11 protein-coding genes are annotated in these 13,570 nt (G+C 71.0%); all 11 read left to right on the top strand.

The window, feature by feature from the left end:
- The first annotated feature begins 53 nt into the window (after positions 1-53).
- The 11 genes from lysA (at position 54) to IE242_RS01460 (ending at position 13,500) form a co-directional block, all read left to right on the top strand.
- Positions 54-1,445 carry a diaminopimelate decarboxylase gene (gene lysA, locus IE242_RS01510; RefSeq protein WP_189854489.1) on the top strand — a complete coding sequence of 464 codons (1,392 nt, stop codon included), beginning with the start codon at positions 54-56 and terminating at the stop codon, positions 1,443-1,445.
- Between the two features lie 249 nt (positions 1,446-1,694).
- Positions 1,695-2,987 carry a homoserine dehydrogenase gene (locus IE242_RS01505; RefSeq protein WP_189854488.1) on the top strand — a complete coding sequence of 431 codons (1,293 nt, stop codon included), beginning with the start codon at positions 1,695-1,697 and terminating at the stop codon, positions 2,985-2,987.
- Between the two features lie 6 nt (positions 2,988-2,993).
- Entirely contained in the window at positions 2,994-4,052 is a 1,059-nt protein-coding gene (gene thrC, locus IE242_RS01500) for a threonine synthase (protein ID WP_189854486.1), read from the top strand.
- Positions 4,053-4,619: 567 nt separating this feature from the next.
- A complete protein-coding gene (gene thrB, locus IE242_RS01495) occupies positions 4,620-5,537 on the top strand; it encodes a homoserine kinase (RefSeq protein WP_189854484.1) in 918 nt (305 codons plus the stop codon).
- A gap of 403 nt (positions 5,538-5,940) precedes the next feature.
- Positions 5,941-8,007 (top strand): transcription termination factor Rho, encoded by a 2,067-nt coding sequence (gene rho, locus IE242_RS01490; protein WP_189854482.1) that lies wholly within the window; start codon positions 5,941-5,943, stop codon positions 8,005-8,007.
- Positions 8,008-8,301: 294 nt separating this feature from the next.
- Entirely contained in the window at positions 8,302-9,441 is a 1,140-nt protein-coding gene (locus tag IE242_RS01485) for an LCP family protein (RefSeq protein ID WP_189854480.1), read from the top strand.
- A 208-nt stretch (positions 9,442-9,649) separates the two neighbouring features.
- Positions 9,650-9,871 (top strand): 50S ribosomal protein L31, encoded by a 222-nt coding sequence (rpmE, locus tag IE242_RS01480; protein WP_030574381.1) that lies wholly within the window; start codon positions 9,650-9,652, stop codon positions 9,869-9,871.
- A 179-nt stretch (positions 9,872-10,050) separates the two neighbouring features.
- Entirely contained in the window at positions 10,051-11,127 is a 1,077-nt protein-coding gene (gene prfA / locus IE242_RS01475) for a peptide chain release factor 1 (protein WP_189854478.1), read from the top strand.
- Positions 11,128-11,264: 137 nt separating this feature from the next.
- Positions 11,265-12,104, top strand: coding sequence for a peptide chain release factor N(5)-glutamine methyltransferase (gene prmC, locus IE242_RS01470; RefSeq protein WP_189854476.1), 840 nt, complete (start codon positions 11,265-11,267; stop codon positions 12,102-12,104).
- Between the two features lie 80 nt (positions 12,105-12,184).
- Positions 12,185-12,832, top strand: coding sequence for an L-threonylcarbamoyladenylate synthase (locus tag IE242_RS01465; protein WP_189854473.1), 648 nt, complete (start codon positions 12,185-12,187; stop codon positions 12,830-12,832).
- On the top strand, positions 12,829-13,500 hold the full coding sequence (locus tag IE242_RS01460) for an arsenate reductase/protein-tyrosine-phosphatase family protein (protein WP_189854471.1): 672 nt from the start codon (positions 12,829-12,831) through the stop codon (positions 13,498-13,500). The genes IE242_RS01465 and IE242_RS01460 overlap by 4 nt, the downstream gene beginning before the upstream one ends.
- Positions 13,501-13,570 lie beyond the last annotated feature (70 nt).

The raw sequence follows: 13,570 nt of genomic DNA, 5'->3' as shown, positions 1-13,570 counted from the left end.
CGAAGCGCACAGCCCAGAGTCCGCAGAAGAGCCAGAGAGAGCCCATCACCGCCATGAGCCGTTCCGCACACCCCGCCGGGCCCCGTCACGCCGACGTCCTCCCCGAGGGGCACTACTCCGCGCCGCCCGCCGACCTCAACACCCTCGACGCGAAGGTGTGGGCCCAGACCGTCAGCCGCAACGACGACGGGGTCGTGACCGTCGGCGGCGTCGACGTCAAGCAGCTCGCCGAGGAGTTCGGCACCCCCGCCTACGTCATGGACGAGGACGACTTCCGGGCGCGGGCGCGGGCCTGGCGCAGCGCCTTCGGGCAGGACGCCGACGTGTTCTACGCCGGCAAGGCGTTCCTCTCCCGGGCCGTCGTGCGGTGGCTCCACGAGGAAGGGCTCAACCTCGACGTCTGCTCCGGCGGCGAGCTCGCCACCGCGCTCTCTGCCGGTATGCCCGCCGACCGCATCGCCTTCCACGGCAACAACAAGTCCACCACCGAGATCCGGCGTGCCATCGAGGCCGGGGTCGGGCGGATCGTGCTCGATTCGTTCCAGGAGATCGTGCGTGTCGCCCACATCGCGCAGGAGCTCGGTGTGCGGCAGCGCGTGCAGATCCGGATCACCGTCGGCGTCGAGGCCCACACGCACGAGTTCATCGCCACCGCGCACGAGGACCAGAAGTTCGGTATTCCGCTCGCCGGCGGGCAGGCGGCGGAGGCCGTGCGGCGGGCGCTGCAGCTCGACGGGCTCGAGCTCATCGGGATCCACTCCCACATCGGGTCGCAGATCTTCGACATGTCCGGGTTCGAGGTGGCCGCGCACCGGGTCGTCGGGCTGCTCAAGGAGATCCGTGACGAGCACGGTGTCGAGCTGCCCGAGATCGACCTCGGTGGCGGGCTCGGGATCGCGTACACCAGTGACGACGACCCCCGTGAACCGCACGAGATCGCCAAGGCCCTGACCGAGATCGTCGTGCGCGAGTGCGAGGCCGCCAGGCTCCGTACCCCCCGTATCTCCGTCGAGCCCGGGCGCGCCGTCGTCGGGCCGACCGCGTTCACGCTGTACGAGGTCGGCACCGTCAAGCCGCTCGACGGGCTGCGGACGTACGTCTCCGTCGACGGCGGCATGTCCGACAACATCCGGACCGCGCTGTACGAGGCCGAGTACAGCGTCGCCCTGGTATCGCGCGCGTCCGACGCCGAGCCGATGCTCGTGCGGGTCGTCGGCAAGCACTGCGAGAGCGGTGACATCGTGGTGAAGGACGCGTTCCTGCCCGCCGACCTGGCGCCGGGGGACCTGATCGCCGTACCGGCCACCGGCGCGTACTGCCGCTCCATGGCCAGCAACTACAACCACGTGCTCCGCCCGCCCGTCGTCGCCGTGAAGGACGGGGAGGCGCGCGTCATCGTCCGCCGTGAGACGGAGGAGGACCTTCTGCGTCTCGACGTCGGGTGAGGACGCGGAGGACGGCGGCGAGAAGGACGAGAACGGGGAGAACCAGGACCGGGGGCGGGAAGGACGGCGGCGGCCGCGGCGAAGCGGTCGCACGTCGTCAGCCGGCACGGACCGGTGGAAGATCTCCGGTCTTCCCCGGTCGATGTAATGAAATCAACGTCTCAGGATCCGGACTGAGGGCAAAAAACCCCGGTCCGGTGAGTGAGACTGGTCCCACCGTATTCGGTGTATGTGAGGAAACGAGGTCGGATGATGCGTACGCGTCCGCTGAAGGTGGCGCTGCTGGGCTGTGGGGTCGTCGGCTCAGAGGTGGCGCGCATCATGACGACGCACGCCGACGACCTCGCCGCCAGAATCGGGGCCCCCGTGGAGCTGGCCGGTGTCGCCGTGCGCCGGCCGTCCAAGGTGCGTGAGGGGATCGCCCCCGAGCTGGTCACCACCGATGCGACCGCTCTCGTCAAGCGTGGGGACATCGACGTCGTCGTCGAGGTCATCGGCGGTATCGAGCCCGCCCGGACCCTGATCACCACCGCGTTCGAGTACGGCGCGTCCGTCGTCTCCGCGAACAAGGCGCTGCTCGCCCAGGACGGTGCCGCCCTCCACGCCGCCGCGGAGGACCACGACGCGGATCTCTACTACGAGGCCGCCGTCGCCGGTGCCATCCCGCTGATCCGGCCGCTGCGCGAGTCCCTCGCCGGCGACAAGATCAATCGGGTGATGGGCATCGTCAACGGGACGACGAACTTCATCCTCGACAAGATGGACTCGACCGGCGCCGGGTACCAGGAGGCCCTCGACGAGGCCACCGCGCTCGGGTACGCCGAGGCCGACCCGACCGCCGACGTCGAGGGCTTCGACGCCGCCGCCAAGGCCGCGATCCTCGCCGGTATCGCCTTCCACACGCGCGTACGGCTCGACGACGTGTATCGCGAGGGCATGACCGAGGTGACCGCCGCGGACTTCGCCTCCGCCAAGGAGATGGGCTGCACCATCAAGCTGCTCGCGATCTGCGAGCGGGCCGCGGACGGCGCCTCCGTCACCGCGCGCGTGCACCCCGCGATGATTCCGCTGAGCCACCCGCTCGCCTCCGTGCGCGGCGCGTACAACGCCGTGTTCGTCGAGTCGGACGCCGCAGGTCAGCTGATGTTCTACGGCCCGGGCGCGGGCGGTGCCCCGACCGCCTCCGCCGTCCTCGGCGACCTGGTGGCCGTCTGCCGCAACCGGCTCAACGGCGCGACCGGACCCGGTGAGTCCGCGTACGCCGCCCTGCCGGTGTCGCCGATGGGCGACTCCGTCACGCGTTACCACATCAGCCTCGACGTCGCCGACAAACCGGGCGTTCTCGCCCAGGTGGCCACCGTGTTCGCCGAGCACGGGGTCTCCATCGATACGGTCCGACAGCAGGGCAAGGACGGGGAAGCCTCCCTCGTCGTCGTCACCCATCGTGCGTCCGACGCCTCCCTCAGCGGGACCGTCGAGGCGCTGCGGAGCCTCGACACCGTGCGGGGCGTCGCCAGCATCATGCGGGTTGAAGGAGAGTAACCAGCAATGACCCACCAGTGGCGCGGAATCATCGAGGAGTACCGGGACCGGCTGCCGGTATCCGACACCACGCCGGTCGTGACGCTCCGCGAGGGCGGTACGCCGCTCGTGCCCGCGCAGGTGCTCTCCGAGCGCACCGGCTGCGAGGTCCACCTCAAGGTCGAGGGCGCGAACCCGACCGGGTCCTTCAAGGACCGCGGCATGACCATGGCCATCACCCGGGCCAAGGAAGAGGGCGCGAAGGCCGTCATCTGTGCCTCCACCGGTAACACGTCCGCCAGCGCGGCCGCGTACGCGGTGCGCGCCGGGATGGTGTCCGCCGTACTCGTGCCGCAGGGCAAGATCGCGCTCGGCAAGATGGGCCAGGCGCTGGTGCACGGCGCGAAGATCCTGCAGGTCGACGGCAACTTCGACGACTGCCTGACCCTCGCCCGTGCGCTGTCCGACAACTACCCGGTCGCGCTGGTCAATTCCGTGAACCCGGTGCGCATCGAGGGCCAGAAGACGGCCGCGTTCGAGATCGTGGACATGCTGGGCGACGCGCCCGACATCCACGTCCTGCCGGTGGGCAACGCGGGCAACATCACGGCCTACTGGAAGGGCTACAAGGAGTACGCGGCCGACAAGATCGCCACTCGTACTCCTCGTATGTGGGGCTTCCAGGCCTCCGGTTCCGCCCCGATCGTGCGCGGCGAGGTCGTCAAGGACCCGTCCACCATCGCGACCGCGATCCGCATCGGCAACCCCGCCTCCTGGCAGTTCGCGCTGGCCGCGCGGGACGAGTCGGGCGGCTTCATCGACGAGGTGACGGACCGTGAGATCCTGCGCGCCTACCGTCTGCTGGCCGCTCAGGAGGGCGTCTTCGTCGAGCCCGCGTCCGCCGCGTCGGTCGCCGGTCTGCTGAAGGCCGCCGAGAACGGCAAGGTGGATCCGGGGCAGAAGATCGTCTGCACGGTCACGGGCAATGGGCTGAAGGACCCGGACTGGGCCGTCGCCGGCGCTCCCCAGCCGGTCACCGTCCCGGTCGACGCCGCGACGGCCGCCGAGCGTCTCGGCCTGGCCTGAGCGTCGGCCCGGCCGGCCCGGGAAGCCGCCTGGCCTCCCCGAAGAGGGGGAGGAAGGACGGGACATTGCCGCAGACAGACGCGGAAACGTCCCTGCGTAGCGGAGCGGACACCTCCACGTGCAGGCGCGGACGCCTCCACGTACAGGCGTCGACGCCTCCACGTGCAGGCGGGAGCCCCCCCGCCCCGCGTGCAAGGGCGCGAACGTCCCCTGTGCGGGAGCGTTCCGTACGCGGAGCGCTCCGCGTACGGGGGCGCGGACGTCCCGCACACAGCGGCGATGACGGCCCTGTCCTGGTGCGACGACGCCCCTCGCGCAGGGACAACCCCGCAGGGCACCCGACAGAGGGGGCACAGGGGGCTCACGACACGCATCGTGCGCCTCCTGTGCGCCCTATGTCGCCACAGAACCTTCCTTCGATAGGCTGTACTGAACCCGCCCGCCGCATATGCCGCGGTGCCGTGCGTCGTTCGTGATTTCCGGATCCCGTCGACAGCGGCCCTCGGGTCTTCCCGTACGTATCGAATGTCTTCGACAATCTCGCAGCTCAAGGAGAGTCATCGAGCGATGGCCGGTCCAGCGTTCCGCGCCGCCGCCGTCCGGGTGCGCGTCCCCGCCACCAGCGCCAACCTCGGCCCGGGCTTCGACGCCCTCGGCCTGTCGCTGGGCCTCTACGACGACGTCGTCGTCCGGGTGGCCGACTCCGGCCTGCACATCGACATCGCGGGCGAGGGCAGCGAGACGCTCCCGCGGGACGAGCGCCATCTGCTCGTCCGCTCTCTGCGTACCGCGTTCGACCTGCTCGGCGGACAGCCCCGCGGCCTCGAGATCGTGTGCGCCAACCGCATTCCGCACGGCCGCGGCCTCGGTTCCTCCTCCGCCGCCATCTGCGCCGGCATCGTCGCCGCGCGCGCGGTGACCATAGGCGGCGACTCCCGGCTCGACGACGCCGCTCTGCTGGAGCTCGCCACCGAGATCGAGGGACACCCCGACAACGTCGCCGCCTGTCTGCTGGGCGGCTTCACCCTCTCCTGGATGGAGGGCGGTGCCGCGCGGGCCATCAGGATGGATCCCGCCGATTCCATCGTTCCGGTGGTTTTCGTCCCCGGAAAGCCGGTACTGACAGAAGAGGCCCGCGGACTGCTGCCGCGCACCGTTCCGCACGTCGACGCCGCCGCCAACGCGGGCCGTGCCGCCCTGCTCGTCGAGGCCCTCACCCGGCGCCCCGAGCTGCTGCTGCCCGCCACCGAGGACCGGCTGCACCAGGAGTACCGGGCGCCCGCCATGCCGGACAGCGCCGCTCTGGTCGAGCGGCTGCGGGCCGACGGGATCCCCGCGGTGATCTCCGGTGCCGGACCGACCGTCCTCGCACTGGCCGACGACGACAGCGCCGACAAGGTGGCCGACCTCGCGGGCGAGGGCTGGGCCGCCAACCGGCTGGAACTCGACGCACGGGGAGCGAGCGTCCTGCCGCTCGCCACCTGACACGGTTGCCGGATTTGGAGAGGGGGAATGTTTGTTGGATCCGGTAGTGTTAACCTCAAGTCTGCACCCGACCCCGCCATGGCGAGGTGCTTCGTGTCCCCGTCCGGGACAACCATTCTTCCGGGAGCCTCCCAAGCCGCACTGTGTTTCGTACGTCACGCAGTACGCCGTACGCAGGCGCTGAGCGGTCTGCCGAGCAATGCTCCGGAACCGGCGTGACCCAGCCGAGTGACACCGACACTCAGTGCCACGGCCCGGGGAAGCGCCGTATCACCAGAAATCTCTTCCGCCGCTTTGGCGGACCACCGCCCCGGCACGGTCCACACAGCAAGGACCGAAGCCGGACAGCACAACCGGTCGCCGAGCCAGACAGGCCGACGTCCGCTCCAGGGAAGGACCCTTCGTGAGCGACACCACCGATCTGATGGGCGCACGTGTCGACGACACCGCTGCCGCGCCCGCCACGGACGCCTCCGCGCCTGCCACCGGTGCCGGCTCCCGGCGTCGCCGCGGTACCGGCCTCGAGGGCATGGTGCTGGCCGAACTGCAGCAGGTCGCATCCGGCCTCGGTATCAGGGGTACCGCGCGTATGCGCAAGAGCCAGCTGATCGAGGTCATCAAGGAGGCGCAGGCCGGAGGGGGCACCCCCGCCGCGAAGACCGCGGCCGCCGCCAAGGACGCCGCCGAGACCAAGCCGAAGCGCCGCGCCACCTCCCGGACCCGTACGGGCGACGACGCCGCTGCCGCCAAGTCCGAGGCCGCCGACAAGGCCGAGAAGAAGACCGCGAAGGCAGCCGAGCGGACGGACGCCTCCGCCGCGACCGCGGACGCCGGCGCGGCCCAGCAGCAGATCGAGATCCCCGGTCAGCCTTCCCCCAGCACGGACGACGCGCCCACCGAGCGCCGCCGTCGCCGGGCCACCGCCGAGGCCGGCAGCCCCGAGACCGTCGCCGACGAGGCCAGGAACGAGCCGAAGGCCGAGACCCCGGCCCAGGGCCAGCAGGCGCAGGGCGACGGCGACCAGGGCGGCGAGGGCCGTCAGGGCCGCCGGGACCGCCGTGAGCGCGGCCGTGACCGCGACCGTGGTGACCGCGACCGCGACCGTGGCGACCGCGACCGCGACCGTGGCGACCGCCGCGGCAAGGGCGACGACCAGCAGGGCGGCCAGCAGCGCGGTCAGCAGCAGAGCAGCCGGCAGGACCGTCAGGACCGTCAGGACGACGGGTACGACGACGACGGCGGCGGCCGCCGTGGCCGTCGCGGGCGCTACCGCGACCGCCGTGGCCGCCGTGGCCGCGACGATGTCGCCGAGCCGCAGCTCGCCGAGGACGACGTCCTGATCCCGGTCGCGGGCATCCTCGACATCCTCGACAACTACGCCTTCATCCGTACGTCGGGCTACCTCCCCGGTCCGAACGACGTGTACGTCTCCCTCGCCCAGGTCCGCAAGAACGGCCTGCGCAAGGGCGACCACGTCACCGGTGCCGTCCGCCAGCCGAAGGAAGGCGAGCGGCGCGAGAAGTTCAACGCGCTGGTGCGCCTGGACTCCGTCAACGGCATGGCGCCCGAACACGGCCGCGGCCGCCCGGAGTTCAACAAGCTGACGCCGCTGTACCCGCAGGACCGGCTCCGTCTGGAGACCGACCCGGGCGTGCTGACCACCCGCATCATCGACCTCGTGTCGCCGATCGGTAAGGGCCAGCGCGGTCTGATCGTGGCCCCGCCGAAGACCGGCAAGACCATGATCATGCAGGCGATCGCCAACGCGATCACGCACAACAACCCCGAGTGCCACCTGATGGTCGTCCTCGTCGACGAGCGTCCGGAAGAGGTCACCGACATGCAGCGGTCGGTCAAGGGCGAGGTCATCTCCTCGACCTTCGACCGTCCGGCCGAGGACCACACCACGGTCGCCGAGCTGGCCATCGAGCGCGCCAAGCGCCTGGTGGAGCTGGGTCACGACGTGGTCGTGCTGCTCGACTCGATCACGCGTCTGGGCCGTGCGTACAACCTCGCCGCCCCGGCCTCCGGCCGCATCCTGTCCGGTGGTGTCGACTCGACGGCCCTCTACCCCCCGAAGCGCTTCTTCGGCGCGGCCCGCAACATCGAGGACGGCGGCTCGCTGACCATCCTCGCCACCGCCCTGGTGGACACCGGGTCCCGCATGGACGAGGTGATCTTCGAGGAGTTCAAGGGCACCGGCAACATGGAGCTCAAGCTCGACCGGAAGCTCGCCGACAAGCGCATCTTCCCGGCGGTGGACGTCGATGCGTCCGGTACCCGTAAGGAAGAGATCCTGCTCGGCAACGAGGAGCTGGCCATCGTCTGGAAGCTGCGCCGGGTGCTGCACGCGCTGGACCAGCAGCAGGCGATCGAGCTGCTCCTCGACAAGATGAAGCAGACCAAGTCGAACGTCGAGTTCCTGATGCAGATCCAGAAGACGACGCCGGCGCCCGGCAACGGGGACTGAGCGCTCCGCCGGGTTGTGGGGGACTACAGGGTGTAGATCGCTGTAGTCGTACGTTCGCCGCGGGTTGGCTGTGGCTTGTCGCGCAGTTCCCCGCGCCCCTTGATCACATGGCTGTGGCCGCCTCCGTTCGGAGGCGGCCACAGCCATGTAGGGGGACAGGCGGGCGCGGAACCACCCCCACGAGGGGTTCCTCGCTCCGGCGTACGGAGGAACATGGGAGGAACATGGAAGGAACCGAGCCTCAGCCCGACGTGAGGGGGTAGCCGACCCGCGTAGAGGACCACCGAGGAGCACATGTCCGCCGAGAGCAGGCCGGACCCCGGCAGCCCGGGGGAGACCGGCACCACGAGCCCGCGCGACCGCGCCGAGGACCGCCGCCGCGGGTCCCGGAGCGTGCGGCGCAAGGCGCTGCTGGTCGCCGTCTGGGCCGCCGTCGGTATCGCGGTGCTCGGCGGCTCGGGCGTCGGCTATCTGTACTTCAAGCTCAACGGCAACCTCAGAAGCATCGACATCAACTCCCTCCTCGGCGGTGACCGCCCGCAGGACGTCGACAACGGCTCGGAGGACATCCTCGTCCTCGGCTCGGACAGCCGTTCAGGCGGCAACAAGAAGCTGGGCGGCGGTACGGACAACGGCACCGCCCGCTCCGACACGGCGATGATCGTGCACATGTACGAGGGGCGCGGGAGGGCCGCCGTGGTCTCCATCCCCCGTGACACCCTTGTGGACCGTCCCGAGTGCACGGGAGCCGACGGCAGGACCCACCCGCCCGCCGACGACGCCATGTTCAACTCGGCCTTCGCCACCGGCGGCGCGGCCTGCGCGGTGAAGACCGTCGAGTCGATGACCGGCATCAGGATGGACCACTACATGGAGGTCGACTTCGCCGGCTTCGAGAAGCTCGTCGACGAGCTGGGCGGGGTGCGGATCACCACGACGGAGGACATAGACGACGCCGACAGCCACCTGGATCTGGCGGCGGGCGAGCACACCCTCGACGGCGCGCAGGCCCTCGGCCTCGTCCGCACCCGGCACGGCGTCGGCGACGGCTCCGACCTCGGCCGCATCCAGCTCCAGCAGGCGTTCGTCAGGGCCCTGGTCGACCAGGTCGCGGACCTCGGCGTACTCACCAGCCCGAAGAAGCTGTACGACCTCGCCGACACCGCCACCAGGGCCGTCACCACCGACTCCGAGCTGGGCTCGGTACGGAACCTGGCGACCTTCGCGGACGGCCTGAAGGGCATCGGCCCCGCGGATCTGAGCATGGTGACGATGCCGGTCCACGCCGACCCGGCCGATCCCAACCGCGTCCTGGTCGCCGAGGACAAGGCCCGGCAGGTCTGGGACGCCCTCAGGGCCGACCGGGCGATCCCCAGGTCGGCGACGGAGGGCACGGCCGAGGGCGACGCGGACGGAGTGGTCACTCCGGGCTGACCCCGGGGAGGGCCGGGGACCGGAAGGGCGACCGGGGCCGCGGGCACGATCCGGGCGAGCGCCTGGGCGCGGCACCCGGGGAATAGATCGCCGAGCCCCCCGGTTTTGGGGGATGCGGCCAGAACTGGCAGACTGGTACGTCGGCTCCGGTTCACGTTCCCGCATCCCGCGGCTGCGACCCGGCGCCCTCCCGAAACTAGGAGACACCTTGAAGCGCGACATTCACCCCGAGTACGTCGAGACGCAGGTCAGCTGCACCTGTGGCGCGTCGTTCACCACCCGTAGCACGATCTCCAGCGGCACCATCCGTGCCGAGGTCTGCTCCGAGTGCCACCCGTTCTACACGGGCAAGCAGAAGATCCTCGACACCGGTGGCCGCGTGGCCCGCTTCGAGGCCCGCTTCGGCAAGGCTGCCGCTGCCAAGAAGTAGCGAGCCCACAGCGCCGGTCCTCGGCGCCCTTCACCCGCCGTGCGCGACGCGCGGCGGGGCGGGCGCCGGGACCGGCGTTTTGCGGTGGTACAGCCCAATTCATCTGTCGTACGTAGTTTCGTCCCCAGTTCCGTCCCCGGCATCGTGACGGGAGCGGGGGACAGCCCAGGGAGCCGGAGATGTTCGAGGCGGTCGAGGAACTGATCGGTGAACACGCCGATCTCGAGAAGAAGCTCGCCGATCCGTCGGTCCACGCGGACCAGGCCAACGCGCGCAAGCTGAACAAGCGCTACGCCGAGCTGACCCCGATCGTCGCCACGTACCGCTCCTGGAAGCAGACCGGCGACGACATCGAGACGGCCCGCGAGTTCGCCGCCGACGACCCCGACTTCGCCGCCGAGGTCAAGGAGCTGGAGAAGCAGCGCGAGGAGCTCACGGAGAAGCTCCGTCTGCTGCTGGTCCCGCGCGACCCCAGCGACGACAAGGACGTCATCCTCGAGATCAAGGCCGGTGCGGGCGGCGACGAGTCCGCGCTGTTCGCCGGCGACCTGCTGCGCATGTACCTGCGGTACGCCGAGCGCGTCGGCTGGAAGACCGAGATCATCGACGCCACCGAGTCCGAGCTGGGCGGCTACAAGGACGTCCAGGTCGCGGTGAAGACCAAGGGCGGCCAGGGCGCGACCGAGCCCGGCCAGGGCGTGTGGGCCCGGCTGAAGTACGAGGGCGGGGTGCACCGCGTGCAGCGCGTGCCCGCCACCGAGTCGCAGGGCCGCATCCACACCTCCGCCGCCGGTGTGCTGGTCACCCCGGAGGCCGAGGAGGTCGACGTGGAGATCAACCCGAACGACCTGCGCATCGACGTCTACCGTTCGTCCGGCCCCGGCGGCCAGTCCGTGAACACCACCGACTCCGCCGTCCGTATCACCCACCTGCCGACCGGCGTCGTCGCCTCCTGCCAGAACGAGAAGAGCCAGCTCCAGAACAAGGAGCAGGCACTGCGTATCCTGCGCTCCAGGCTGCTCGCGGCGGCGCAGGAGGAGGCGGAGAGGGAGGCCGCGGACGCCCGGCGCAGCCAGGTCCGCACCGTCGACCGCTCCGAGAAGATCCGTACGTACAACTTCCCCGAGAACCGCATCTCGGACCACCGCGTCGGCTTCAAGGCGTACAACCTGGACCAGGTGCTCGACGGCGAGCTCGACGCGGTCATCCAGGCGTGCGTCGACGCGGACTCGGCCGCCAAGCTCGCCGCCGCGTAAACGCGCCCTCGGCGCCGTACGAGGACGTCGGCAGCCGTACGACGACGAGACTCAAGCCGTACGACGAGACACCAGCTCAGCCCCGGAGGACCAGCGTGCAGCCATCATTTGGGGAGCGTCCCCCAAACCCCCGCAGCGTGCTGCTCGCGGAAGTGGCCCAGGCCACCCAGCGGCTGGCCGACGCCGGCGTGCCCTCGCCGCGCACCGACGCGGAGGAGCTCGCGGCCTTCGTGCACGGCGTCAAGCGCGGCCAGCTGCACATGGTCAAGGACGCGGACTTCGACGCCCGGTACTGGGAGGTCGTCGCGCGCCGCGAGGCCCGCGAGCCGCTCCAGCACATCACCGGGCGGGCGTACTTCCGCTATCTGGAGCTCCAGGTGGGGCCGGGTGTGTTCGTGCCGCGGCCGGAGACCGAGTCGGTCGTCGGCTGGGCCATAGACGCCGTACGGGCCATGGACGTCGTCGAGCCGCTCATCGTCGACCTGTGCACCGGCTCCGGCGCCATCGCGCTCGCCCTGGCCCAGGAGGTGCCGCGCTCGCGCGTGCACGCCGTGGAGCTGTCGGAGGACGCGCTGGTGTGGACCCGCAAGAACATGGCGGGCAGCAGGGTGGATCTGCGGCAGGGCGACGCCCTGACGGCCTTCCCGGACCTCGACGGCCAGGTCGACCTGGTCATCTCCAATCCGCCGTACATCCCGCTCACCGAGTGGGAGTACGTCGCCCCCGAGGCGCGCGACCACGACCCGGAGCTGGCCCTGTTCTCCGGGGAGGACGGCCTCGACCTGATCCGCGGCCTGGAGCGCACCGCGCACCGGCTGCTGCGGCCCGGCGGGGTCGTCGTCGTCGAGCACGCCGACACCCAGGGCGGCCAGGTGCCGTGGATCTTCACCGAGGAGCGGGGCTGGGCCGACGCGGCCGACCACCCCGACCTCAACAACCGGCCGCGGTTCGCGACGGCGCGCAAGGCACTGCCGTGAGACCGCGGATGTTCCAGTTCCAGACCTGCAACCAGAGCGACGGGTACGACGCGTGCCCGGGGTACGAGGAGGCACGCTAGATGGCACGGCGCTACGACACCAACGACGCCACCGACCGCGCGACCGGTCTGCGCGAGGCCGCGTCCGCCGTCCGCCGCGGCGAGCTGGTGGTGCTGCCCACCGACACCGTGTACGGCATCGGCGCGGACGCGTTCAGCTCGGAGGCCGTGGGCGACCTGCTGGAGGCCAAGGGACGGGGCCGCAACATGCCCTCGCCCGTGCTGATCGGCTCCCCGAACACCCTGCACGGCCTCGTCACGGACTTCTCCGAGCAGGCCTGGGAGCTCGTCGACGCCTTCTGGCCGGGCGCGCTGACCCTCGTCGCCAGGCACCAGCCGTCGCTCCAGTGGGACCTCGGCGACACCCGCGGCACGGTCGCGGTGCGCATGCCGCTGCACCCGGTCGCGATCGAGCTGCTGACCGAGGTCGGCCCCATGGCGGTGTCGTCCGCCAACCTCACGGGCCACCCCGCCCCCGAGGACTGCGACGCCGCGCAGAACATGCTCGGCGACTCCGTCTCCGTCTACCTGGACGGCGGGCCGACGCCCGGCATCGTGCCGTCGTCCATCGTCGACGTCACGGGCAAGGTGCCGGTACTGCTGCGCGCGGGCGCGCTCGACGCGGACGAGCTCCGCAAGGTGGTGCCCGACCTCGAGGTGGCGAATTGACAGGCCCTGGAGCGACGGGGCGTGGCATAGGCGGCATCGGGGAAGAGACGACCACCTTCGGCTTTCCGCGTGACACCTTCCGCATACTCCACGTCAGCACCGGCAATGTGTGCCGCTCGCCCATAACCGAGCGGCTGACCCGCCATTTCGTGGCGGAGCGGCTCGGCATCCTGGGCGGCGGCCTCATCGTCGAGAGCGCCGGCACCTGGGGCCATGAGGGCGCCCCCATGGAGGAGAACGCCGAGGCGGTCCTCGCGGACTTCGGCGCGGACTCCTCCGGCTTCGTGGGCCGCGAGCTGCTGGACGAGCACGTCATCATGGCCGACCTGGTCCTCACCGCCACCCGCGACCACCGGGCCCAGGTCATCTCCATGGGGCACTCGGCGGGTCTGCGTACCTTCACCCTCAAGGAGTTCACCCGCCTGGTGAACGCCATCGACCCGGCGACGCTGCCCCCGCTGGAGGACGGCCTGGTCATGCGCGCGCGGGCGCTGGTGCGCGCCGCGGCGGCGCTCCGCGGCTGGCTGCTGGCACCGACGGCGGACGCCGACGAGGTGTACGACCCGTACGGGGCGCCCCTGCCGTTCTTCCGGTCGATCGGCGACGAGATACACCAGGCGCTGGATCCCGTCGTGACGGCGCTGACGGGCGTGCCCGCGCGCACCTGACCACGGGCGGAACCGGCGGCCGGGGAGCGCCCCACCACCGGGCGGGCCCGATCACCGGGCGGGCCACGGG

Source organism: Streptomyces poonensis (genome assembly GCF_014650915.1).
Lineage (GTDB): Bacteria > Actinomycetota > Actinomycetes > Streptomycetales > Streptomycetaceae > Streptomyces > Streptomyces poonensis.
This window is presented reverse-complemented; position numbering and strand designations above follow the sequence as displayed.